This window comes from Thalassospira profundimaris WP0211 (genome assembly GCF_000300275.1).
Classification (GTDB): Bacteria; Pseudomonadota; Alphaproteobacteria; order Rhodospirillales; family Thalassospiraceae; genus Thalassospira; species Thalassospira profundimaris.
Window position 1 is genome coordinate 44,648 of sequence record NZ_AMRN01000007.1, and the last position, 25,032, is coordinate 69,679.

Here is a 25,032-nt window from a genome sequence, read left to right on the forward strand (position 1 = left end):
CTGAATTGTTCGGAAAGTGTATAGAGGAGCCGTAAGCTATACGCAAGCGCACCCCTGACAGTTCCTGTCAGTATTTGTCAGGTCCGCAATTAACAACCCGATGCATGACAGAGCCACGAAAAAGCCCGCCGAACAAGACCGGCGGGCTTCATAAATCCTGTGACCGGAACGGTCAGATGTTTGATCAGGCTCAGCCTTTGGTAACTGTACGGCCGGTTGCACCGAGATCCTTGAAAGCTTCTTCGAGGCGTGCTGCCATCGACAGTTCGGCTTCGCGGATCCAGACACGCGGGTCATACTGCTTTTTGTAAGGCTGATCGGTTTCCGGATCGACCTGATACTTGAACGCACGTGCGTTGGTTTCGACATACTCGCCAACCGGGCGGGCATAGGCGAACTGGGTATCGGTATCGATATTCATCTTGAAGCAGCCGTAGCTGACAGCTTCTTCGATTTTCTCTTTTTCCGAACCGGAACCGCCATGGAACACGAAGTCGAGCGGGCGATCACCCAGACCGTGCTTTTCGGCCACGTATTTCTGGCTTTCCAGAAGGATCTCCGGGCGGAGCTTCACGTTGCCGGGCTTGTAAACACCATGCACGTTGCCGAATGCGGCCGCGACCGAGAAGTGACCAAGCGGCGAAAGACGACGATAAGCTTCTTCGACTTCTTCCGGCCGGGTGTAAAGACGCGGATCGATTTCCTCAACCGAGGTATCAAGCTCATGACCGATACCGTCTTCTTCACCACCGGTGACGCCCAGTTCGATCTCAAGGCTCATTTCGATGGCGGACATCCGTTTCAGGAAGGTCTCGCAGGTCGCGAGGTTGTCTTCAACGGATTCTTCGGACAGATCCAGCATATGAGAGCTGTAAAGCGCCTTGCCGGTTTCGGCATAGGCCTTTTCGCTCCATTTCAGCATTTCATCGACCCATGGCACAAACTTGCGGTTTGCGTGGTCGGTATGCATGACAACAGCAACACCATAATGTTCGGCCAGAAGCTGTGCATGACGCGCAGCAGATACAGCGCCGAGAACACGGGCCGCAGCAGCGTCCTTGATGCCCTTGCCGGCAAAGAACTGTGCACCACCATTCGAAAGCTGAATGATAATGTCAGAACCAGCATTTGCAGCAGCTTCAAGGGCTGCGTTCATCGTGCTTGAAGACGTAATATTGACGGCGGGAAGGGCGTAACCGTCCTGCTTGCAGGCAGAAACGAGTTCGCGATAGGCAGCACCGGTTACAACACCGGGTTTAACGGAAGGCATGTGGGTACTCCTCCTGGGGGTCAGAGTAAAAACAGATCAGCAGCAAAATCACCTGAAGACCCTGCATACAAACTGTTACAGAGCCCAATGCATCTTCGAAATGCTGTCTCAGGTCAAGGCTTTCCGTCATAGACTTTCGGAAAATATTGCGTTTGCTCAGGCGTAACTCTCTTGCACGCCCTTTATCCAGCTTCGCGTCACATTGAACTGATCATCAAACAAAATCATATCGGCCTGATAGCCCGGTGCCAAGCGACCAAGAACATCTCCAAGCCCCAGGAACTCCGCTGGATAAAGCGACGCCATGCGAAGTGCTTCACCGAGCCCGATTTCGGCCATTTCCATGCAATTGCGCACAGCTGAAATCATATCCAGATCCGAACCCGCCAACGTCCCATCGGCAAGCGCGCAGCGCCCATTAACCGCAATGATTTCCTCATCGCCCAGCTTGAAGCGTTTATCGGTGGCACCAACTGTTGGCATGGCGTCGGTGACCAACATCATCTTGCCCTTGGCTTTGGCACGTACGGCGGTTTTGATCACAGCTGGATGGACGTGAAACCCATCCGCAATCAGGCCACACCATGTACGATCATCAGAAAGTGCGGCTCCGACGACCCCCGGCTCCCGATGGGTAAGGGGGCTCATGGCATTAAACAGATGCGTAAAGCCCTGCATGCCCTCATCGATTGCCGACATGATATCGTCGTAGGTGCCCGCTGTATGTCCGGCGCAAACACGGACATTGCGGGCAACGAGCTTTGCGATCACACCTTTATCAAGCAATTCCGGCGCAAGGGTTACCAAAGTGCAGCCGTTGGGAAGCCGGCAGACGAGTTCGATTGCATCAGGTTCCATCGGCCTGATCTGGTCCGCTGGATGTACGCCACGGCGCTTGAGATTGAGATACGGTCCCTCAAGGTGAATACCCACGACACCGGTAATGCCGCTATCCAGCGCGTCCTGAACGGCGGCAATCGCCGCCTCCATCTTGGCCCGTGAATCGGTAATCAGGGTTGGCAGCATGGATGTCGTGCCAAACCGGCGATGCGCAGCGACCATGGTTTTAATGGTCTCAATATCCGGTGCATCATTCAGCAAGACGCCGCCACCACCATTAACCTGCACATCAACCAGACCGGGGGCGAGGATTTGGCCACTGCCATCTATTGTTTTGATACCAGATGGTAGATCCTTATCCGCAACAACGGCGTCGATCTTGTCATCCGTGACCAAAACGGAATGCCCGGACAGGAAGCGTGTTCCATCAAAGAGTCGGGCATTTAATATGGCAAAGTCACTCACGCCTTGGTCTCCGGTTGTTACGCGTCCAAGTTCGGTGGTCGCAGGATCAGCCCTGCGGTCGTGGACGGTCGGGCATCGTAATTGGATGATTTGATAGCGGCAACGACCTTAACGAACAATTGTGAAGAAGTCGTCTGCACCGCCCATTTTAGCGGACGGCCGAAATATTCGAACACGAACATTTCATTCAACAAGGTTAACCATACGCGTCGCGGGACGATCTTCATGATTTGGTCGCAAAACTTTCACTTGTCTGAAACACTTGGCGTCTGCCGCATGTCTCCGTTTCACGGCACTTCTGCTGCCTGATTGCCGAAACACTAGGCAAACACTGGATCTTTGATCCTTTCAAAACTGCGCCCGCGAGGAGATTCATAGTGAACTTATTGGATGTTCACTTGATCATTTATTGGCGAGTTTTGTGTCATTTTGCCGCCCATTCGCACATCAAAAGTAAGTTTCCGAAAACTGTCACTTGAGCGAAATGCCCCTCAAGAACAAAACGAACGCCTAGCCGGTCGCCGAATTACGGGCGGCGTTCCGTGCCAAGTTTTCAATAGGGAGTTACTTGACCATGTTCCGCAAAACACTGATGGCTGCTGCTGCCGTGTTTGCCATTGGCAACACCGCACAGGCTGCAACCGAAATCACCTGGTGGCATGCAATGGACGGCGCACTTGGCGACGTTGTCAACCAGATCACCGAAGACTTCAACGCAAGCCAGGATGAATACAAACTCGTATCCATCAACAAGGGCGGCTACGAAGACACCATGACGGCCGGCATCGCAGCGTTTCGCGCGAAGAACCAGCCGAACATCATCCAGATCTTCGACGCAGGTGCTGCAACCATCATCAACGCCAAAGGCGCTGTTAAGCCGGTTCAGGATTTGCTTGAAGCAAACAACGTCAATTTCGACATCAATGATTACATCCCGGGTGTTCGTTACTTCTATGCCGATTCAGACGGCAAGATGATCGGCATGCCGTTCAACAGCTCGACCCCGCTTCTGTATTACAACAAAGAAGCGCTGGACAAAGCCGGTGTCGACGTTCCGAAAACCTGGCAGGAATTCGAAGCTGCTGCTCCGAAGCTGAAAGAAGCTGGTTACACCGCGCTTGCGCAGTCGCACAGCCCGTGGATCTTCTTCGAAAACTTCATGTCGCGTCACAACCTGCAGATGGCAACCGCCAACAACGGCTATGACAGCACCGACGTTGAAATCCTCTATAACAACGACGCTCTGAAAGATCACTGGCAGCACGTCAAGGATTGGAAAGACGCGGGTTACTATGGCTATTATGGCCGCGCATGGGGTGCGAACCAGGACGCATTCGTCCAGCAGCAGGTCGCAATGTGGATCGGTTCTTCCGGTTCGTTTGGTGGCCTTCGCAAGTCCGCACAGTTTGACTTTGGCGCATCAACCCTTCCGTATTGGGAAGGTACCGGCGATGCACCGAAATCGACCTTTATCGGTGGTGCAGCACTGTTCGCATTCTCCGGTCATGATGCCGCGCAGGATGCCGGCGTTGCCGAATTCTTCAAATTCCTGACCAAGCCGGAAACCCAGTACTACTGGCACAAAGAAACCGGTTATGTCCCGATCACCAATGCCGCCTATGAGCTGGCCAAAGAAGATGGCTACTACAAGGAAAGCCCGGATGCAGAAGTCGGCATCACCCAGCTTTCTGAAGAAGGTGGCGAGTGGACCAAGGGTTACCGTCTTGGCTTCTATGTTCAGATCCGCGAAGTGATTTATCGTGAAGTCGACAAGATCATGAACGGCGAAGAAACCGTTGATGCTGCCTTTGCGACCATCGAAGAAGAAGCAAACGGTCTGCTGAAGCGCTTCAACGATACCTACTCGAACTAATCTGCTTTTCGCCAAAGCGGGGCGGCCGATGATTTGGCCGCCCTGTTTTGCATTTTCTGATTTTGCTCTGAGGTTGCGTTCCCAATGAAGCGCGTACAATTTGAACACAGCGCGGTGCCATACCTATTTATCGCACCCCAAATTCTTATTATTTCCATATTTTTCCTGTGGCCTGCGGCCCAGGCGCTGTACCAGTCGTTTCTGCTTGAAGACGCCTTTGGCATGTCTTCGCAGTTCGTCTGGTTCCGCAATTTTGAAGATGTGCTGACAAGCAGCTCGTGGACGCGATCTGCCATCTTTACCGTCGTATTTTCCGTTCTTGTCTCCGTGCTTTCGATCGCGATTTCACTGTTTCTCGCGGTTCGCGCCGATGAGGTCATCCGCGGGGCAAAATCCTATAAAACGCTTCTGATGTGGGGCTATGCCATTGCGCCGCCGGTGGCGGGCCTTCTTGGCATCATGATGTTCAACCCGCTGATGGGGGACCTCTATAAGGCCTTCAACAGTTTCGGGTTTGAGTTCAACCACATCGAAAACGCCAATGACGCAGCCTTCATCGTCATTCTGATCGCGGTCTGGAAGCAGGTCAGCGTAAACTTCATCTTCTTCCTCTCAGGGCTGCAGGGGATTCCGAAGTCGGTTCAGGAAGCAGCAACCCTTGACTGCAAGAGTCCTGAGCGTCGCTTCTGGACCATCACATTCCCGCTTTTGGCACCGACAACCTTCTTCCTGCTTGTGATCAACCTGACTTACGCCTTTTTCGAGACGTTCGGCATTATCGATGTTTCGACCAAAGGTGCCCCGGGTGGTTCGACCGCGACCCTTGTTTACAAGGTGTATGTCGATGGCTTCCTTGGTGCGGATATGGGCGGCAGTGCCGCGCAGTCAGTCTTGCTGATGATCATGGTCAGTGTCCTGACCGTGTTCCAGTTCCGCTTCATCGAACGCAAAGTGCATTATTAAGGGGGGACGTCATCATGTATCAGTCCAAATGGCGTATTTTTACTAACCACACCATTCTGGTGCTTGGCTCACTTTTCATGATCCTTCCGGTCTGGATCGCCTTTGCGTCATCAACCCACACTCGCGAGTATATCTTCCAGAATGGCCTGCAATTCTTGCCAGGTGGGGAGTTCTTCACCAACTATGGCGCGATCCTGTTTGATGCAGAGGCGACAAAGGGCAGGGTGACTGCGCTTGAGATGCTGTTTAACAGCATGGTGCTTGGTCTTGGCTTTGCGATCGGAAAGGTCATCATTTCGATGATGGCGGCCTATGCGATTGTTTATTTCCGCTTCAAGCTGGCGGTGCCGCTGTTCTGGATCATTTTCTCGACCCTTCTGTTGCCACTCGAAGTGCGCATCGTGCCGTCCTATGAGGTCGTGGCAAACCTTGGCTTGCTCAACACCTATACCGGTCTGATCCTGCCGCTGATTGCGTCAGCCACTGGAACCTTCTTCTTCCGGCAGTTCTATCGGTCGGTCCCGGACGAACTTCTTGAAGCAGCAAGGCTGGACGGGGCAGGGCCGATAAGGTTCTTCATCGACATTCTGGTTCCCCTGTCGGTGACCATGATTGCTGCGATCTTCATCATCATGTTTGTGGTTGGCTGGAACCAGTATCTTTGGCCGCTGCTGATGACCACCGATGATCAGCTCTATACCATCGTGATCGGGATCAAGCAGGTCTACAATTCGCTCTATGAGGGCGGACAGATACCTCAATTCCCCAAGGCATTCGCACTGACAATCATGGCATCGGTTCCGCCCGTACTGGTGGTGGTGATCTTCCAGCGCATGTTCGTCAAGGGTCTGGTTGAGACGGAAAAATAACCCGGTCTTCCCTGATCTCTGAGTTGAAAATAATTGATCCGAATACAGGATAATCAAGATGGCAACTGTTACGCTTAATCAGGCCCAGAAAACCTACCCGAACGGCTTCAAGGCCATTCACGGCATTGACCTTAAAATCGAGCATGGCGAGTTCACGGTTCTTGTAGGGCCGTCTGGCTGTGGCAAATCGACATTGCTGCGCATGATCGCCGGTCTGGAAGGGATTTCGGATGGCGAAATCATCATTGATGACAAGGTCGTCAACACGGTCGCACCCGCAGATCGAGATATCGCCATGGTGTTCCAGAACTACGCGCTTTATCCGCACATGAACAACTACGACAACATGGCCTATGGCCTGAAAAACCGCGGATACAGTAAGGCGGAAATCGATGCCAAGGTCCGCGAAGCCGCCCGCATTCTTCAGCTGGAAGATCATCTTGAGCGCAAACCGCGCCAACTATCTGGTGGTCAGCGCCAGCGCGTCGCCATGGGCCGTGCGATTGTTCGTCAACCCAAAGTCTTCCTGTTTGACGAGCCGCTTTCAAACCTTGATGCCAAATTGCGTGTCGATATGCGCCTTGAAATCAAGAACCTGCAACAGCGTCTTGGCATCACGTCGGTCTATGTCACCCACGACCAGGTCGAAGCCATGACCCTTGCAGATCGTCTGATCGTCATGAATGGCGGCGTTGCGGAGCAGATCGGAACCCCGATTGATATCTACGAAAAGCCTGCCAGCCAGTTTGTCGCAGGTTTCATCGGCTCGCCCGCGATGAACTTCCTGAAGGGCAAGGTGTCTGATGACAAGAAACACGTCACGGTGGGCGACGGTGTGATGCTTGATCTTGATCATGTCGTCGAGGCCGGTCGCGACGTCACGGTTGGCATTCGTCCCGAACATCTGGAACTTCTTAAAGACGGGGAAGGGCAGATTAATGCCGGTGTGCGCATGGTGGAGTCTCTTGGCGCAGAAACGCTGGCTTATCTCGATTTCGGTGCCAATGCAGACAATGTCACGTTGCGTTTGCAGGGAACACACAAGTTCGAAAAGGGCGAGAAATTAAGCCTTTCGGTTCCGGCGTCGAAAATCCATCTGTTTGATATCGAAAGCGGTCAGCGCATCTGATTAAACCAGATCAGCTAACACCAAACGCCTCTGACAGATTCAGACTGTCAGAGGCGTTTTTGTTTTCGGATTGGGGCACTTTACCCTTGTCTCACACAGGGTGAACGGGGTAGTTCCTATGCGCGAAAGTTAAGGGAGTTCGATGTGCAGACCGACCAGAAAAAGGCGCTTTACGAAGAAGCGCAAAAAGAGCTGATAAGCATCACCGAAGGCGAAACCAACGTTCCCGCCCTGATGGCGACCGTATCGTGCGTCTTATCGCAAAAGTTCGACTATTACTTCTGGACCGGCTTCTATAATGTTGATCCGGAAAAGGAAAACGAACTTGTCGTCGGGCCTTATCAGGGCACGCTTGGCTGTCTTCGTATCCCGTTTGGTCGCGGTGTTTGTGGTGCAGCCGCATCAACCCGCGAAACGCAGGTGGTCGCGGACGTTCACGCTTTTCCTGGTCATATTGCGTGCGACAGCCGGACCAATTCCGAGATCGTTGTGCCGGTGATCAATGCGGATGGACAGTTGATCGCCGTGCTTGACGTCGATAGTGTCGAGCACAATTCGTTCGATGAAACGGATCGCATTGCACTTGAAACTTTAATGCAGCGCATTTTTGCGCAATGATAACCCACAAGTCCCGACCAATCGGGACAGCGGACAACACAAACTTTGGAAGATAACCCATGGCTGGCAGTGTCAATAAAGTCATTCTCGTCGGGAACCTTGGCCGCGATCCTGAAATCCGGTTTACCCAGGCTGGCAAAAAGATCGCCAATTTCAGCATCGCAACCTCCGAACAGTGGCGTGACCGTCAGTCCGGTGAGCGCCGCGAGCGCACCGAATGGCATCGCATCGTTGTTTTCAACGAAGGCCTTGCTGATGTCGTTGAGCGCTTTGTGAAAAAAGGCAGCAAGCTTTATATCGAAGGCCAGCTCCGCACCCGCAAATGGCAGGGGCAGGATGGCAAAGACAACTACACCACTGAAGTTGTTCTTGAAGGCTTCAACTCCAACCTGACCATGCTTGATAACCGCGGTGAAGGCGGCGGCATGGGTGGCGGTTCATCCTCTGGTGGTGGTTATGGCGGTGGCCAGGATAGTGGTGGCGGCTACGGTGGCGGTTCTGACGCTGGTTGGGGCAATGGTGGTTCTTCCGGTGGTGGATCCGCACCGGCTGGTGCCCCGGACCTCGATGACGAGATCCCGTTCTAAGCAATCGCTTAATGATATCGATCTAAATCCCTCCGAAACGCTGGTTGTTTTGGGGGGATTTGTTTTTGTGCGATTTTTCGTGCAACCATCCTGAAGCATCCATCACAAAATCATCCGAAGTTGGTCTACAAGACTATAACCAAGCGATAAAATCTGATTTAAGAACGAAAACTCGGCCAATCGTGAAACAAGGAAGACCTGTTGACCGGTCCAATATTTGGAACCCCGCGTGTGGGGCAAAGCTATAACGTACAGGACTGTGTCTATGCCGTGATCAAACGCGAAAACGGCGACGTTGCCGTTGCGCGCACCCCCAAGGGTATTGTTCTTCTTGGCGGCGGTGTTGAAAACGGTGAAAGCGAACAGGACGCGCTTTGTCGTGAGGCTTATGAAGAATCGGGTTATCGGGCGCGTATCATCTCGCGGCTCGGTTTTGCGTCACAGTATGTCAATAACCCGGCCAAGGATCGATACCGCCTTAAGCGTGCTACCTTTTTCCTGTGCGAATTAACTGAACAGCTTGGCCCGCCTGTGGATCAGGATCACGAACTGGTCTGGATGCCATATAAAGAAGCCCATGAAAGCTTACTTCGGCCATTTCATCAATGGGCACTGGAATTTGTGGGCTAACCACAGCATTTCTTGAATTTTTTGCCCGATCCACACGGGCAGGGATCATTTCGACCGGCTTTGACAGGTGACGCGTTGTTTTGGCTCACGCCCGGAAATAGCCCGTCAACATAGAACCACTTGCCGTCACGACGTTCGAAATTGGATCGTTCGTGCAGTTGGTGGTGTTTGCCGTTCTCATCAAAATGGGCAACGAATTCCACGATTCCGGTTTGATCAAGAATACCGCCAGCAACGCATTCTATGATGTCCAATCCTGTCCAGTGCGTTGTGTCCTGCGCAATACTTTCTGCATCAAAGCCGGAACGATTTTCCTCTGCCAGCGTTGATAATAGATAGTCCCCATTGCGCAGCACGAAGGCAGAGTAGCGTGATCGCATCAATTTTTCGGCCGTTTCGGCACTTGCGGTCCCGGAATGATACTTCCCACAGCAGACGCCGTAATCTTTCAGGCTACCACAGGGGCATAAAGTGTCTGCTGGCAAGGTTGGCATGATGAACTCCGGTCAAATAGCATTTTGAAGTCACCATACAGCAGGGGCGATTTGCGCGCCACTTTGCCAAGCCCCGGAATTTCACCTTGAACTTTCACAGATGCGCAAATTGCCTTTGTTTCGCCGTATATCGATCCTAGCGTGAAGGATCAGCATTTTACTTACCCGACTGTTTTTGTCGGTTATAATTGCTAGGATGCTGATATTGAGTGATTAATATAACTGAAACACTGGTCAGAAGTTCTTGACGAATTTGGTCGGGTTTAGATATATTAATAAATGCGGGTGGGGGCCCAAAGGCACCGCCGGATCAACGTCCGGCCAATTGGCGGACATGTAAATTGTCGATTTGCTTCGAGTAAGGATGAGACACGATGAATGAACTTCTTATTTGCGTCTACTGTCCTCTTCCATAGGTGACCTTGGAATGAGTTACGACCGGACCACGCTTCTTTTCTGACAAAATCCGGTCGTCCACGTGAATTAATTCACAACCGATAGTGTTTGCACGTCATCTAGCTTCTGACGGACTCCGTACTAAGAATAGATGCCGACGTGTAAACCTCTCAGGAGGACATAGAATGAGCGCCATTAAATTACCTGCTGTTTCCCAGGAAGAGGGTTTCTCGGGCTATCTCCGTGAAGTCTGGAAATTCCCGATGCTTACGGCGGATGAAGAATACATGTTGGCCCACCGTTATCAGGACCATGATGACACTGAGGCCGCCCACAAACTTGTTACCAGTCACCTGCGTCTTGTTGCCAAGATCGCATTTGGTTATCGCGGTTACGGCTTGCCGATGGCAGACCTTGTCGCAGAGGGCAATACCGGCCTGATGCGTGCCGTGCAGAAGTTCGATCCGGAACGTGGTTTCCGCCTGTCGACCTATGCGATGTGGTGGATCCGTGCTGCGGTGACTGAATACATCCTGCAAAGCTGGTCGATGGTTAAACTCGGCACCATGGCAGCGCAGAAGAAACTGTTCTTCAGCCTGCGTAAAGCCAAGCGTCAGCTTAACATTTATGACAATGGCGAACTTTCGCCAGAGGAAGCTGATCAGGTTGCCGAAAAACTTGGTGTGACCGGTCGTGAAGCGCTTGAAATGAACCGCCGTCTTGCAGCACGGGATTTCTCGCTCAACACGCCGATGCCGAAAGACGAGGGGATGGAATATCTCGATACCCTGTCGTCTGACGCACCGAGCCCGGAAGCACTGGTTGCCGATGCCGAAGAACGTGTTCTTCATAACGGCATGCTGAAAAACGCACTTGGCGAATTGCCTGAACGTGAACAGGAAATCATCAAGGCCCGTTTCCTCAGCGATGATCCGATCACGCTGGAAAAGCTTGGTGAACGTTTCGGCGTCAGCCGTGAACGCGTCCGTCAGCTTGAAGCACGCGCCTTCAAGAAAATTCAGGAAAGCGTCCTGACGCAGCATTCAGCAGCGTAACAAAGCTTAAATAGACCAAATCAAAAGGCGGCATCCTAATGGGTGCCGCCTTTTTCTAATTCCGTTGATCTTACTCAGGTTATCAGTGGGTCATCCGGATGAGAGCACATCACGTGATTTCGCAATAACTTCAATGGTCTTGTTCCAAAGTGCGTATTTGGTCACGTCCTTGACACTGACCCACTTGGCATCAGCCGCATCACCGCCAAGCGTGATATCGGGGTTAAGCGCCACCGCGACAAAATCAATCAGCGTGTAGTGATATTCGACCTTGTCGTCATCATTGGTGGAAATCATGTCCACGGCATCGACCAGGATCGGGCTGGAAATTTTGACCCCGGTTTCTTCCAGAACTTCGCGGCAAACGGCATCACGCACCGTTTCACCCAGTTCCTGCGCACCGCCCGGAAGGCTCCAGGTGCCTGCATGCGGTTCCTTGCCCCGCTGGATCAAAAGAACATGATCCTTGTGCCAGACAACGGCACCAACACCTACAAGAGGACGCGGCAAAAAGGTTCGCTGATCAAGTTCAGTAATCGTCATCGTCTTCTTCCAAATCATCGTCCGGGTCAGGGACCTCATGTACGACCTTGCCGGTCATTTCTCGCGCACGAATACCGGGTGTTCCAAGAAACTGTTCTTCTGACTCCGGATGGAGTGACATCACAAAATCTTTCGATGGTGCGTCACCGATGGCGAACTGCCGTGCGGTATCGTAATCAGGAGCACGTACCTTCGCCGTCTTTATCCCGACCGAACCGTCATCATCGTAAATATATTCAACAATCCAGACCTGCAAAACGTCTCCACAACAATTCTGATCTGCAAATTACGGTTTGTTGGTTGCACCGCAAACTTGAATACTGCTATCACTTTAATAAGCGGGAATAACCCGGCTTTAAGTCCCAGCTTTGCCATATTCTCACGTACAATGACCAAAAGCCAAAGACTAATCTCAAGTTTCGGCTTTTGACATTTGGCTCTTCTGCACAGGTGCTCAATGAACGCCAAGCGCGACGACAACGATGATCCGGAAAACAAAGGTTCGGAGCACGTCCTCCCAAGCCCAGGTATGTTTGCCCGGATAAGAGCCTATTTCCTTACTGGTGTGCTGGTCAGCGCACCTCTTGCGATTACCTTCGGGCTTGCCTGGTGGTTTATCGAATTCGTCGACAGCAAAGTCATCCCGCTGATCCCGGCGCACTACAATCCGGAATCCTATCTTCCTGTCGGGTATCAGGAATACGGGATCCCCGGATTTGGCCTGTTGGTTATTATCGTTTTCATCACCGTGGTTGGCTGGTTCACGACCAACTTTGCCGGTCGGGCGTTAATTAAGCTTTACGAACGGATTCTTGGCCGTATTCCGGCGGTACGCAGCATTTATGGTGCTGTTAAACAGATCCTCGAAACGGTTCTGGCCAACCAGTCGAATGCTTTTCGTCAGGCGGTTCTTCTGGAATATCCGCGCCGCGGGATGTGGGCGATTGGCTTTATCACCGGCGAGACCACAGGTGAGGTGCAAAACCTGACCGAAGACAAGGTCATCAACATCTTCCTGCCGACCACGCCAAACCCGACATCGGGCTTTTTGCTGTTCGTTCCGCGCCGGGATGTTGTCATCCTTGATATGACGGTCGAAGAGGCCATTAAAATGGTGATGTCAGGCGGTATCGTAACCCCGCCGGATCGTCGCCCGGCCGAACAACGCAATCATCCGCAGGTCGCCGCCAAGACCTACGAGGATGTCGATACGTTGCGTGAAAAGGAAAACGTTCCGATTCTGGTGTCGCGCGACATTCCGGCCCGGATGGAAACATCCAAAACGTCCGAGCCGAAGTCAAAAGACGGTAAAACGCCCGAAGACGCGTGATACCGCTGCCTCTAATGGCTTGAAACTTAAAAGGGCGCATCCAACCGGTGCGCCCTTTGTCCTTTGTTATCCTGAACGGAAATATCGAACCGCTTCGTCGCGTTCAAACAGATACAACAGAAGACGCAACGCATCGCCGCGCGCCTTCTGCAGGTCGGGGTCGCGATCGACGATCAGGCGGGCATCATCGCGCGCAATCGCCAGCAAATCACCATGCAGCTCAAGATTGGCCAGCCGGTATTCCTGAAGGCCGCTTTGGCGCGTGCCAAGAACCTCGCCTGCACCGCGGAGTTTCAGGTCTTCTTCGGCGATGATGAACCCGTCCTCGGTTTCACGCATAATCTTGAGGCGCGCCTTGGAAACCTGTCCAAGCGGGCTACCATACAGCAGCAAACAGGTCGATGCCGCATCCCCACGGCCAATCCGCCCGCGAAGCTGATGAAGCTGGGCAAGGCCAAAGCGTTCAGCATGTTCAATCACCATGATCGTTGCTTCGGGCACATTCACGCCGACCTCGATTACCGTGGTGGCGACAAGGATGGACGTATCGCCATGGGCGAACTTTTCCATCACTTCATCCTTTTCCTTGCCTTTCATCTTGCCATGGACAAGGCCGACATGATCCTGACCAAACAGCTCGGACAGCACCCGGTACCGTTCATCGGCAGCTTGCAGGTCCAGAACCTCGGAATCCTCGACCAGTGGACACACCCAGTAAATCTTGGTGCCGCTGCGCATCGCACGTCCAATACCGGAAATGACATCATCCACCTTGTCGCTCGGCAAAACGCGGGTATCAACCGGCTTGCGCCCCGGTGGTTTTTCATCCAGCCTGGAAACTTCCATATCGCCAAAGGCGGTCAGGGTCAGCGTACGTGGAATAGGTGTCGCCGTCATGACCAACACATCAACCGCCTGACCTTTGCCAGCCAGCATAAGGCGTTGGTGCACGCCAAAGCGATGCTGTTCATCGACAACCGCGAAGGCAAGATCGTGGAACATCACGTCATCCTGAAACAAGGCGTGCGTTCCGACCGCAATCTGGACTTCGCCATTGGCAAAGCCTTCAAGCGCAGCCTTGCGTGACTTGCCCTTATCGCGGCCTGTCAGAATGGCGCATTTGATGCCGATTTTCTCCAGAAGCGGCGAAATCGTTTCAAAATGCTGGCGCGCCAGAATTTCAGTCGGCGCCATGAGGGCGGCCTGACGTCCACATTCAACCGCATTCAGCATTGCCATCAAGGCGACCACGGTCTTGCCTGATCCAACGTCGCCTTGCAGCAGGCGGAGCATGCGGCCTTCGCTTGCCATATCGTCATAGATATCGCCAAGTGCGCGTTGCTGCGCACCGGTCATGGCAAAGGGCAGGTGATCACCAAGTGCTGCACGCAGGCGTCCATCACCCTTGGTCACACGCCCGCCAAGCTTGCGCATCTTTGCCCGGATCAATGTCAGGGCCAGTTGATTGGCCAGCAATTCGTCATAGGCAAGCCGCTTGCGGGCTGCATGATCGGGTGACAGGTCGGTTTCGTCCTGCGGATTGTGGATGGTATAGAGTGCGGTTTTCAAATCGGGCCATTTGTGGCGCGCGACCAGTGCCGGGTCATGCCATTCGGGCAAATCAGGAAGCGTTTCAAGTGCACCGCGCACCGCCTTGGTCAGTGTCTTGCCCGTAACACCGGCCGACATCGGATAGATCGGCTCGACCGTCTGGATTTCAGCACGTTCTGCCTCTGTACCAATCCGGTCGGGATGGGTGATCTGATATTCCCCGCGATAATGATCGATCTTGCCCGAAACAATCCGTTTTTCACCAACTGGCAAAACGTCGTTGAGGTATTTGGCCCGCGCATTGAAAAACGCCAGAACAATCGTACCGCTTTGCGTTTTACAGATCACCCGATAGGGGCGGCGACGATTGGGTGCGGGCTCGTGGCGTTCGACCCAGACATCCATGGTGACGACCGACCCGTCGATGGTGTCCGAAAGGTCGGGCGAAAACCGGCGATCAATAATGCCCGATGGCAAATGCCAAAGCAGATCTGCGACATGTTCCCCGCCAATCAGGCGCGCTACCAACGGCTTTAAGCGCGGACCGATACCGGCCAGCGTGTCGATTTCAGCAAAAAGCGGGAACAGAATTTCCGGGCGCATGTCGGTTTTCGTTGAAACTTTCGATGAGAACGTTAATAGAACAATTGTGTTTATGGCACGGGTATACAACAAAACTATCCCGCCACAACCATCAAGTCATCATTTGATACAAAATGACCCGATCACGGCATGGACCCGTAGGAGATTTTGCCGTACAAACCATGCCACAGAACAGGCTGCAGTGGCCGCCCGCGAGGCGCTGCACAGGAAGTCAGGAGATCGAAGAATGACCGACACCGTATCGGACCTTGAAATGCGCCGTAAAAAGCTGCTGTTCCGTGGAAGCCACCGTGGCACCAAGGAGAACGATATCCTGATGGGGCGTTTCATGGACAAGCATCTGGCGTCCCTGACGGCAGAACAACTTGATAGATTTGAAATCCTGATCAACGAAGTACCGGATGCCGATTTCTTCAAATGGGCAACCGGCAAGGAAGCGGCACCTGCACAGTATGACACGGATGTCCTGCGCATGATCCGGGACCTGAGCAACGCCTGACAAGACATTGAACAAACTCAAAGAAATCATATCGACCAATGGTCGCAAACGGGTAGGCGGTGTGCCGGAAGGCGCAGACGCCCTGATCCTGCGTGAACTGCTTGATAGTGCGGGCAAGAACAAGACCGTTCTTCACGTCGCACGCGATGACAAGCGCATGGCCCAACTGGCCGAAGCATTGCAATTCTTCGCCGGTGAAATCGAAGTCCTGACGCTGCCGGCGTGGGATTGCCTGCCTTATGACCGTGTTTCACCGATTTCGGAAGTCACCGCACGGCGCGTCGAAACGCTGACAACCCTTGCCGACAGCAAGGAATCCGCAGCTGGCAACGGCCGCATCGTCCTGACAACCGCCGCCGCGGTAATGCAGCGTGTCCCGACCGTCGATGTCATGCGCAAGGGAAAGCTGGCGTTCAAGGCTGGTAGTGAATACGACCGCGCCGAGCTGACCGCCTATTTCGAGCGCATGGGCTATAACCGCGCAGAACAGGTGATGGAACCGGGCGACTACGCCGTCCGTGGTGATATTGTTGATATCTTTGCCCCGGGCATGAAGGAACCGGTTCGGCTTGATTTCTTTGGTGACGAGATCGAAAGCATCCGTCGCTTTGATGTCGAAACCCAGCGCACCGTCGGCAAGGTTAAGGAAATTTCCCTGTTACCCGTCGGCGAGGTCTATCTAGACCCGGATAGCATTTCGCGGTTCCGAAGCAGCTACCGCGAGCTGTTTGGCGCGGTATCGCAGACCGATCCGCTCTATGAATCGATTTCCAATGGCCTGAAATATGGCGGGATGGAACATTGGCTGCCGCTGTTTCATGACGGGTTGGATACGATATTCGCCTATGTGCCCGAAACCATCATCAGCCTTGATTATCAGTACGGCGAGGTCATCGAAAACCGCCTTGAGATGATCGATGATTATTATCAGGCACGTCTCAATATCAAGGGCGGCGGGCTATCAGGCGACAATGTCTATAAACCGGTGCCGCCAGAACGGCTGTATCTTGACCAGGCAGAGTTTGACCGCATGCTGTCAGACCGTCCGGTCTTGGAGTTCTCGCCCTATTACGATGATGAAAATCCCGAACGCGGCATTTACGATCTTGGCGCACGGGCAGGGCGTGATTTTGGTGATGTGCGTGCGCGTGCGGACGTCAATCTGTATGACGAACTGCGTGATTTCATAACCACACAGCGCGGCAAGGAAAATCAGGTTGTTATCGCGGCCTATTCCGATGGATCGCGTGATCGCATCGTGTCATTGCTGCGTGAACATGGCGTGGGCAAAGTCGTTACCTGCGAATGCTGGGAAGACGTTACTGACGATCTGACCTTTGAGCATGTCGGCGTCGTCATTCTTGATATCGAACGTGGTTTCCGGCGCAAAGGCCTTTGGTTTGTTACCGAACAGGATATCCTCGGCGACCGCATGAGCCGCCCGGGTGGACGCCGTCGCAAGGCAGACAACTTCCTGCGCGAAGCGTCCGAGATTTCCGAAGGCGACCTTGTTGTCCACCTTGAACACGGTATCGGACGTTACCTGGGCCTGAAAACCGTGACGGCAGGTGGCGCTCCGCATGACTGTCTTGAACTTGAATATGACGGCGGCGACAAACTCTTTGTGCCGGTCGAAAATATCGAGGTCCTGTCGCGATATGGTTCGGACGAGGGCATCTCGATCCTTGATAAGCTGGGCGGTGTTGCCTGGCAGGCCCGTAAGGCCAAGCTGCGCGAACGCATCCATGACATGGCAGGCAAGCTGATCAAGGTTGCCGCCGAACGTCATCTGCGCAAGGGCGCCATGCTTCAGGCACCTGAAGGCGCCTATGACGAATTCTGCGCCGGCTTCCCGTTTGCCGAGACCGAGGATCAGGCACGCGCGATCCGCGATACCCTTGATGACCTGTCGGCTGGCAAGCCGATGGATCGTCTTGTCTGCGGCGATGTTGGCTTTGGCAAGACAGAAGTCGCCATGCGTGCGGCCTTTGCTGCCGTGATGTCGGGCAAACAGGTGGCTGTGGTGGCGCCGACGACCCTTTTGTGTCGTCAGCATTACCTGAATTTCAAGGAACGCTTTGAAGGCCTGCCAGTGCGGGTGGAACAGCTGTCGCGCCTTGTCACCGGCAAGAACGCCAAACTGGTCAAGGAGAACCTAGAAAGCGGCCATGTCGATATCGTCTGTGGCACCCATGCGCTTTTGGGGACGGGTGTGCATTTCAAGGACCTTGGCCTTCTGATCGTTGACGAGGAACAGCATTTCGGCGTCAAGCACAAGGAACGCCTCAAGGAACTGAAATCCGATGTACATGTCCTGACCCTGACCGCCACACCGATCCCGCGCACCTTGCAACTGGCCCTGACCGGGGTGAAGGAACTTTCGATCATTGCCACACCGCCGGTAGACCGTTTGGCGGTGCGCACCTATATCACCCCTTATGACCCGGTTGTCGTGCGCGAGGCCATCTTGCGCGAACGCCACCGTGGCGGTCAGATTTTCTATGTTTGCCCACGGGTCAATGAACTCGACCGGGTAGCCAAGGAACTTCAAAACCTTGTGCCGGAAATCAAGTTTGACGTGGCGCACGGCCAGATGGGTGCGCGTGACCTTGAACAGGTCATGACCGATTTCACCGACCGCAAGTTTGACCTGTTACTCGCGACCAACATTATTGAGTCGGGCATTGATGTTCCGAACGCCAACACGATGATCATTCACCGATCTGATATGTTCGGCTTGGCGCAGCTTTATCAGTTGCGTGGTCGTATTGGTCGCTCCAAGCAGCGTGCCTATGCCTATCTGACCTTGCCCAATGGCAAGAAACTGACGGCAACAGCACTCAAGCGTCTCGAAGTCATGCAGACACTTGACAGTTTGGGTGCCGGGTTCAATCTGGCGAGCCACGATCTTGATATTCGCGGGGCAGGGAACCTGCTTGGTGAAGAGCAATCCGGCCATATCAAGGAAGTCGGGATCGAGCTTTATCAGCAGATGATCGAAGAAGCCGTGGCAGAAGCCAAGGGCGAGATCGATGCATCCGAAGAGGCAAGCTTCGTTCCGCAGATCAATATCGGTATGCCGGTTCTGATCCCGGATCGTTATGTGCCGGATCTTGGTGTGCGGCTTGGTCTTTATCGCCGTATTTCTGAACTGCGATCGCGTGAAGAGGTCGACCAGTTTGCCGCCGAAATGATTGACCGGTTTGGCAAATTGCCCAAGGAAGTCGAAAACCTTCTGGATGTGGTGACCATCAAACAATGGTGTCGGGTTGCCAATATCGAGAAGCTTGATGCGGGCCCGAAAGGGGCACTCATCACGCTACGAAACAACGAGTTTCCGAACCCGGCCGGTTTGATCGGCTTTATCCAGCAACAGGTTGGCGTCGCCCGCCTGCGCCCGGATCACAAGATCGTCTATTCCGCTGGCTGGGATGGCCCAACTGACCGGCTTGAAGGCCTCAAACGATTGATGAAACGGCTTTCGGATATTGCAGGAAACGCATAAAGAAAAGGCGGGTAAAAGATTGTTATCCCGCCTTTTTAATTCTCAATGGGCTCTTGTTTAGACCGGAATTTCTTCCTGTCGCGCTAGTCGGATCATACGTTGAAGGATATCGGGTTCCTGTGCGCCGGACAGGGCATGGCGGCTGTTAAACAGGAAGCACGGTACACCGGTCACGCCCATCTGATGCGCGACCCGGTTTTCCTGACTGACAAATTCCCGGTCCATATCGCCGGCAAGATATTCAAGAATTTCGTTTCTGTCTTCGCCATGGCGAACTGCAATATCGGCCAGGAGTTCATGATTGCCGATATCCTGACCTTGAAGAAAATAGGCCACAAACAGATCTTCGACCAAATCATTACCAACCGCTGGCCGTTCTGCACACACCTTGTAGATCAGGCGATGAGAGTCCGTTGAATCCGGCGTTACGTTGATCAGATCAAACCTGAAAGGGATACCGACCGCAGCCCCGGCATCCTCGATCGCCTTGTAAACCCGTTCGGCACTTTCGCTTCCGCCGAACTTTGCGGATAGATAAAGTTTGCGGTCAATGCCGCCGCTCGGCATATCCGGGTTAAGCAGGAAAGGGCGCCAATGAATGATCAGGTTATCAAGCTTTTCGCGTGACAACGCTTTTTCAAGGCGCTTCTTGCCGATATAGCACCACGGACAAATCGTATCGACAATCGCCTCGATCCTGATCGGCGAATTTGATGCTTCACTTTGTCCGAACTGCCAATTCATTCCACTTTATCCATTCAAGAAAGACGTTCCCGTCGCCAGCGGCGCAATCCCAAGATGGTCGGCAACCGTTTGCCCGATATCGGCAAAGGTTTCGCGCATCCCGAACGGCCCGGGGGCAATTGCCGGTCCAAAGGCAAGGATCGGGACAAATTCGCGTGTATGGTCATTGCCGCGCCAGGTCGGGTCACACCCGTGATCGGCCGTAATGATCACCAGATCACCGGGCTTTAACGCGGCGCGCAGTTCCGGAATTCGTTGATCAAATTCCTCAAGCGCGTTTGCATACCCGGCGACATCACGACGGTGACCGAATTCCATGTCGAAGTCCACCAGGTTGGTGAACACAATGCTGTTATCCGGGGCTTCGTCGATTTCTTTCATCATGGCATCAAACAGCGCCATGTTCCCCGACGCCTTGACCTTTTTGGCAATCCCACGGTGGGCATAGATATCGGCGATTTTACCAACCGAAATCACCGTGCCACCCGATTTGCTGAACAGATCAAGCAGGGTTGGTTTATGAGGCGGAACGGCAAGATCACGACGGTTTGACGTCCGCTTGAAATCAGCAGGCGTTTCACCAACAAACGGGCGGGCGATCACACGGCCGATATTGTATGGTTCAACCAGTTTGAAGGCGATTTCACAGACTTCATACAGGCGTTCCAGACCAAAATGTTCCTCGTGGGCGGCAATCTGAAACACGCTGTCGGCCGAGGTATAACAAATCGGCTTGCCGGTTTTGATATGCTCTTCACCAAGCTCTGCGATGATGGTCGTGCCCGATGCATGGCAGTTGCCAAGAATGCCTGGCAATTTGGCCTGTTCAATCAGGGCGTCGGTCAGTTCCGCCGGGAAGGTCGGGACGGTCAGGGGAAAATAACCCCAATCAAAATCCACCGGCACACCGGCAATTTCCCAATGGCCGCTTGGCGTATCCTTGCCGCGTGATAGTTCCTTGGCATGGCCGAATGCGCCGATCATTGCACCGCCATGATCAAGCCCGGGTGGGACACGACCAGTCGCATCCTTGGCGGCCTCGCCAAGACCGAGTGCGACCATGTTCGGCACATTCAGTGGGCCACTGCGCTTGTCGCTATCGGCAAGACCTTTGGCGCATTGTTCTGCGATGTGGCCAAGGGTATCAGAACCCTGATCACCGAATTTTGCCGCGTCTGGTGCCGAACCGATCCCGAAGCTATCCGCCACGATAATGATGGCACGTGCCATTGATGTCTTCCTTCAAACCTTATCCGGGCAATGCGATGCCCAGCAGATAGTCATAAATTCTAGTAGTTGCCAGTCGCAGCCGGTGCATCACCCGGTTTCGTGCCACAGGTTTCAAGCAACGCGGTCAAAACGCCACTTGCCCCGAAACGGAAGGTTTCCGGCTTTGCCCAGCCTTCGCCCATGATGTGATCGGCAATCGCAAGATAAAGGGCGGCGTCCTCGGTGGACTTAACTCCGCCCGATGCCTTGAAGCCGGCATCAATACCATCCTCGTCGCGGGCATCGCGAATGGCCGTAAGCATTGCAACCGCGGCTTCGGGCGTTGCGCCGGCAGACACCTTGCCGGTCGATGTCTTGACGAAATTCGCACCATGCTTGATGGCAAGCCGTGCGGCGTCGTAAAGCTTGCCAAGGTCGTCAAACTCGCCGCTTTCAAGGATCACCTTCATGGTGGTCATCGTTCCGCAGGCCGTGCGCGTGGCATCGACAACGTCCGTTGCGGTCGCGACATCGCCCTCAAGAAACGCTTTGTAGGGGAAGACAAGATCGATCTCGTCTGCGCCCTTGGAAACGCAATTTGCGGTCTCGTCGGCGACACGCTGGGCATTGGTGCCGCCTTCGGGGAAGTTCACCACGGTTGCGGTTTTCACACCTGACTGGCCCAGTGCCCGCCACGAGGTTTCAATAAACGGGGCATAGACGCAAACAGCTGCTGTGTTTCCCTCAGGCGTTTGCGCGCGTTTGCACAGGGCTTCGATGACCTGTTCATTGTCATCATCATTCAGGCTGGTCAAATCCAGAACAGAAATCGCACGGCGTGCCGTCTCGGCATCTGGCACGGCCTTGTTCTTGGCTACTGAAATGACTTCTGAAACAGTTTTCGGATCGAACATCAAACATTCCTTGCAACGCGCACTGCGCGGTTCGTCAATATCGGCAAAATCGGTGACCATCTGGCCCGAATGAGAAAGACGGATCAACGAGGGCCTGAAGGGTATCCAACCTTCATTCGGCAATCAATCGATCCGTCTCAAAATACAGTTTCAACCAGAACGCAGAAACGTCAAAGGCGCGCTATTTCGACAGCAGAAGCTGACCTTCACGTCCCTCAAGCGGTTTCTCACCCGCGACCGAGCACAGATATCCGCCCGGAACGACAAGCCGAATACCAATACGGGAATACAGCACCCCGTCGGTTCGGCTGGTGAACGGGGTTTTCTCGCCGGTTTCACAATCAAGAACATAGCCCAGCTCCTGACCGGCTTTGACTTTTGCGCCAGCCTCAACCGCGAAAACAACCATGCCACCATGTGACGCCATTACGCGATCCACACCGGCAAGCGGGGTAGCATCACATTTGGCGTCCGGCAGCTGTCCTGGGTCGCCGGCAATCAGACCACGGCGCTGCAGGAACTTGAACAGATTGGCGGCGTCTGCGATTGCGTACTCATCATAGACATCGCGATCACCGCGCAGCTCGATCGTGGTGGCCAGTGTCGCCATCGGGATCGGGAATTTGTCGCCATAGGCACGGCGAAGTTCGACCCAAGGGCGGCTGAATGCCTCGTCAAACGGGTTGTCGCCACTGATTTCTGCGATCAGGCTGCATTCTGATCCAATCTGTGCCGAAAGATCCGCGGCATCCGGCCAATTATGGTCGCTGATGTAAAGATGCATCGGCGCTTCCCAGTCGCAATGCAGATCCATGACGTAATCAGCATCAATCGCAAGCTCCGCCAAGGTCAGACGCAAATCCTGCAGATCTGTCAGTGGGCTGACACCCTTGCGGTGTTCCTTGATAAGGCGGCGCAACTCGGTCCGGATCAATGCGACGTTGGCCTCCGCAACCTGGCCAAGTTTGCCGGCAACAGCATCAATAAGTGCTGCACTCAGATCCGGATAGTGACGGTTAAAGTTCTGACCACTGCGCATTTCAAACCGGCCAAGAGGCTTCATATCAACATACTGGGTAAAACCGATCGGATTGGCGAAGGGAACAACAACGATTTCACCGGTGATGTCGCCCTTGGCGTCGGCTTCCTTCAGAAGTGCCTCAAGATGGTGCAGCGTAATGACGCCGGGCAATTCATCAGCATGCAAGGCAGCCTGAAAATAGGCCTTTGGACCTTGGCCCGGTTTGCCAAAGCGCCGCACGGTCAAAGCGCGTGAGGTGCCCATTTGCGGGCGGACGAGTTCAATGCGTTCTTCTTGCATTTCGATATCCTGAAAGGTGGTGGCGTGGGGCAAATCAACCCGGCCGGATCAAGGCACCTTCGACGCCATGCCGACAGGTACCTGCCTCCGAATACCGGGTTTGATCGGGTATTTGTTTAGGCCGAGGTTGCTGCTTTTGCTCTGCCTGTTTTGGGTTCGTTGCGCTGCTCACTGCGACGCAGATAGCGTTCGATCCCCTTGAAACCAAAAGTCAGCGAGTAAACGATAATCAAATAGATCACACCGGCCGATATGAACGCCTCATAGGGAAGGGCGGTACGCGCAACGATTTTACGCGCAGCACCGGTCAATTCCATCATGGTCACAGTCGATGCCAGCGACGTCGCCTTGAGGGTAAAGATCACATCGTTGGTGTAGGCAGGCCAGATCATCTGCCACATGCGGGGAAAGATAATGCGCCGATAGGTAATCCACGGCGACATGCCGCATGCACGGGCGGCTTCGAGTTCACCATTGGGCACGTTCTGGATGCCACCGCGCATGATTTCGGCAACATAGGCCGCCGTGTTCAGAACGAAGGTCAGCAGACAATACCAATACGGGTCGCGCAGATAAGTCCAGGTCCAGTGATCCTGAATGCCGTCGATGTTGGCAATCAGCTGCCCGACGCCATAATACATCATGAACAACTGCCCGATCAGCGGCGTTCCACGGAACACATAGATGAAGGCAAAGGGCAGGGCCTGTATCCAGACCTTTTTCGAAACACGCGCCACAGCCAACGGAATGGCCAAAAGCGTGCCAAGCGTCACCGAAATCACCAGCAGCTCGATGGTCAGCAAAAAGCCGCGCCATAACCAGGTGTCGTATTTGCCAAGAACGTATATGAAATCTTCAAACATCTGCTACGCCCTCGCCACACCGCGGGCAGCCCGCTTTTCAAGATAGTTGAAGACCAGCAGCGAAACCGTTGTAAATGAAAGGAACATAAGCATCGCCACCAGATAGAAAGTGAACGGTGCCTTCTCTGTTCCGGCGCCAATGGCGGCCTTTCGCATGATTTCCTCGACACCGACAACCGAAATAAGCGCGGTGTCCTTGATCAGGACCTGAAACAGGTTGTTAAGCCCGGGCAGGGCGAAACGCCAAAGTTGCGGTAGCTTGATGCGCATGAAAATCTGCATCGGCGTCATGCCGCACGCTGTCGCGGCCTCGATCTGACCAATGGGGATCGATTGCATGGCTGCACGGAAAACTTCGGATGCGAATGCGCCCTGAACCAGGGCCAAGGCAGCAACACCTGACCAGAATGCAGGGATATCCACGCGGGTTTCCTCGCCGGAAATCGCTTCGGCAAGGCTTTGGACAGCGATGGTGCCGCCGAAATAAATCAACAAAATAACAAGCAGCTCGGGAATGCCGCGAATAAGAACGGTATAGCTTTCCCCGATCACACGTAGCGTGCGATAGCGCGACAGCTTTGCTGAGGCGCCCAATAAACCAATAACAATCATGAATGGCAAAACGGTTAGGCAAAGCTGAACTGTGACCAGTCCCCCTTCAAGCATCTGCCAGCCGCGACCGTATAAATCAAGCATGGTATCTCCAGCTTTCCTTGATGCTGAACGTGCTTTTCACCCCTGATTAAAAGCAACAACCAACA

The 25,032-nt window shown here is 53.8% G+C and carries 23 protein-coding genes; 11 read left to right on the forward strand and 12 right to left on the reverse strand.

Annotated elements, in window-relative coordinates; genetic code table 11:
• Positions 1-190: 190 nt before the first annotated feature.
• Both fbaA and nagA read right to left on the reverse strand, forming a co-directional pair.
• Positions 191-1,270, reverse strand: a complete 1,080-nt coding sequence (gene fbaA, locus TH2_RS13585; RefSeq protein ID WP_008891008.1) for a class II fructose-bisphosphate aldolase — start codon at positions 1,268-1,270, stop codon at positions 191-193.
• A 156-nt stretch (positions 1,271-1,426) separates the two neighbouring features.
• Positions 1,427-2,575, reverse strand: coding sequence for an N-acetylglucosamine-6-phosphate deacetylase (nagA, locus tag TH2_RS13590; protein ID WP_008891009.1), 1,149 nt, complete (start codon positions 2,573-2,575; stop codon positions 1,427-1,429).
• Positions 2,576-3,149: 574 nt separating this feature from the next.
• Between nagA and TH2_RS13600 the strand changes: the two genes are divergently transcribed.
• The 7 genes from TH2_RS13600 (at position 3,150) to TH2_RS13630 (ending at position 9,244) form a co-directional block, all read left to right on the forward strand.
• Positions 3,150-4,448, forward strand: coding sequence for an extracellular solute-binding protein (locus tag TH2_RS13600; protein ID WP_008891010.1), 1,299 nt, complete (start codon positions 3,150-3,152; stop codon positions 4,446-4,448).
• A gap of 84 nt (positions 4,449-4,532) precedes the next feature.
• Positions 4,533-5,411 carry an ABC transporter permease gene (locus tag TH2_RS13605; protein ID WP_008891011.1) on the forward strand — a complete coding sequence of 293 codons (879 nt, stop codon included), beginning with the start codon at positions 4,533-4,535 and terminating at the stop codon, positions 5,409-5,411.
• A gap of 14 nt (positions 5,412-5,425) precedes the next feature.
• Positions 5,426-6,280, forward strand: a complete 855-nt coding sequence (ugpE, locus tag TH2_RS13610; RefSeq protein WP_008891012.1) for a sn-glycerol-3-phosphate ABC transporter permease UgpE — start codon at positions 5,426-5,428, stop codon at positions 6,278-6,280.
• A 58-nt stretch (positions 6,281-6,338) separates the two neighbouring features.
• The gene (locus tag TH2_RS13615; protein ID WP_008891013.1) at positions 6,339-7,409 is read left to right on the forward strand and encodes a sn-glycerol-3-phosphate import ATP-binding protein UgpC; all 1,071 of its coding nucleotides are present in this window, start codon (positions 6,339-6,341) and stop codon (positions 7,407-7,409) included.
• 144 nt (positions 7,410-7,553) lie between these two features.
• Positions 7,554-8,027, forward strand: coding sequence for a GAF domain-containing protein (locus TH2_RS13620; protein WP_008891014.1), 474 nt, complete (start codon positions 7,554-7,556; stop codon positions 8,025-8,027).
• Positions 8,028-8,086: 59 nt separating this feature from the next.
• Positions 8,087-8,614 carry a single-stranded DNA-binding protein gene (gene ssb, locus TH2_RS13625; RefSeq protein WP_008891015.1) on the forward strand — a complete coding sequence of 176 codons (528 nt, stop codon included), beginning with the start codon at positions 8,087-8,089 and terminating at the stop codon, positions 8,612-8,614.
• A 201-nt stretch (positions 8,615-8,815) separates the two neighbouring features.
• Positions 8,816-9,244, forward strand: a complete 429-nt coding sequence (locus tag TH2_RS13630) for an NUDIX hydrolase (RefSeq protein WP_008891016.1) — start codon at positions 8,816-8,818, stop codon at positions 9,242-9,244.
• Here the strand turns inward: TH2_RS13630 and TH2_RS13635 are convergent.
• A complete protein-coding gene (locus TH2_RS13635; RefSeq protein WP_008891017.1) occupies positions 9,241-9,738 on the reverse strand; it encodes a YchJ family protein in 498 nt (165 codons plus the stop codon). The genes TH2_RS13630 and TH2_RS13635 overlap by 4 nt on opposite strands.
• 581 nt (positions 9,739-10,319) lie before the next feature.
• On the opposite strand from TH2_RS13635, the gene rpoH reads away from it, so the two are divergent.
• Positions 10,320-11,189, forward strand: a complete 870-nt coding sequence (rpoH, locus tag TH2_RS13640) for an RNA polymerase sigma factor RpoH (RefSeq protein ID WP_008891018.1) — start codon at positions 10,320-10,322, stop codon at positions 11,187-11,189.
• Positions 11,190-11,279: 90 nt separating this feature from the next.
• On the opposite strand, the gene TH2_RS13645 is transcribed toward rpoH, so the two are convergent.
• Positions 11,280-11,732 carry an NUDIX hydrolase gene (locus TH2_RS13645; RefSeq protein ID WP_008891019.1) on the reverse strand — a complete coding sequence of 151 codons (453 nt, stop codon included), beginning with the start codon at positions 11,730-11,732 and terminating at the stop codon, positions 11,280-11,282.
• Positions 11,719-11,988: a hypothetical protein gene (locus TH2_RS13650; protein ID WP_008891020.1), complete on the reverse strand. Its 270-nt coding sequence runs from the start codon at positions 11,986-11,988 to the stop codon at positions 11,719-11,721. Before TH2_RS13650 ends, TH2_RS13645 begins: the two co-directional genes overlap by 14 nt.
• Before the next feature lie 201 nt (positions 11,989-12,189).
• On the opposite strand from TH2_RS13650, the gene TH2_RS13655 reads away from it, so the two are divergent.
• A complete protein-coding gene (locus TH2_RS13655; RefSeq protein WP_008891021.1) occupies positions 12,190-13,062 on the forward strand; it encodes a DUF502 domain-containing protein in 873 nt (290 codons plus the stop codon).
• A 66-nt stretch (positions 13,063-13,128) separates the two neighbouring features.
• On the opposite strand, the gene recG is transcribed toward TH2_RS13655, so the two are convergent.
• On the reverse strand, positions 13,129-15,216 hold the full coding sequence (recG, locus tag TH2_RS13660) for an ATP-dependent DNA helicase RecG (RefSeq protein ID WP_008891022.1): 2,088 nt from the start codon (positions 15,214-15,216) through the stop codon (positions 13,129-13,131).
• A gap of 226 nt (positions 15,217-15,442) precedes the next feature.
• Between recG and TH2_RS13665 the strand changes: the two genes are divergently transcribed.
• Positions 15,443-15,715 (forward strand): FAD assembly factor SdhE, encoded by a 273-nt coding sequence (locus tag TH2_RS13665; protein WP_008891023.1) that lies wholly within the window; start codon positions 15,443-15,445, stop codon positions 15,713-15,715.
• 7 nt (positions 15,716-15,722) lie between these two features.
• The gene (gene mfd / locus TH2_RS13670; RefSeq protein ID WP_008891024.1) at positions 15,723-19,220 is read left to right on the forward strand and encodes a transcription-repair coupling factor; all 3,498 of its coding nucleotides are present in this window, start codon (positions 15,723-15,725) and stop codon (positions 19,218-19,220) included.
• Between the two features lie 57 nt (positions 19,221-19,277).
• Here the strand turns inward: mfd and TH2_RS13675 are convergent, their stop codons facing one another.
• The 6 genes from TH2_RS13675 to TH2_RS13700 all read right to left on the reverse strand — a co-directional run bounded on the left by TH2_RS13675 (position 19,278) and on the right by TH2_RS13700 (position 24,967).
• Positions 19,278-19,964 (reverse strand): DsbA family oxidoreductase, encoded by a 687-nt coding sequence (locus tag TH2_RS13675; protein ID WP_008891025.1) that lies wholly within the window; start codon positions 19,962-19,964, stop codon positions 19,278-19,280.
• A 6-nt stretch (positions 19,965-19,970) separates the two neighbouring features.
• Positions 19,971-21,194: a phosphopentomutase gene (locus TH2_RS13680; protein WP_008891026.1), complete on the reverse strand. Its 1,224-nt coding sequence runs from the start codon at positions 21,192-21,194 to the stop codon at positions 19,971-19,973.
• 59 nt (positions 21,195-21,253) lie between these two features.
• A complete protein-coding gene (gene deoC / locus TH2_RS13685) occupies positions 21,254-22,087 on the reverse strand; it encodes a deoxyribose-phosphate aldolase (RefSeq protein ID WP_157194113.1) in 834 nt (277 codons plus the stop codon).
• Positions 22,088-22,268: 181 nt separating this feature from the next.
• Positions 22,269-23,408, reverse strand: coding sequence for a succinylglutamate desuccinylase/aspartoacylase family protein (locus TH2_RS13690; protein WP_008891028.1), 1,140 nt, complete (start codon positions 23,406-23,408; stop codon positions 22,269-22,271).
• Positions 23,409-23,524: 116 nt separating this feature from the next.
• A complete protein-coding gene (locus tag TH2_RS13695) occupies positions 23,525-24,271 on the reverse strand; it encodes an ABC transporter permease (RefSeq protein ID WP_008891029.1) in 747 nt (248 codons plus the stop codon).
• A gap of 3 nt (positions 24,272-24,274) precedes the next feature.
• The gene (locus TH2_RS13700; protein ID WP_008891030.1) at positions 24,275-24,967 is read right to left on the reverse strand and encodes an ABC transporter permease; all 693 of its coding nucleotides are present in this window, start codon (positions 24,965-24,967) and stop codon (positions 24,275-24,277) included.
• Positions 24,968-25,032: the final 65 nt, after the last annotated feature.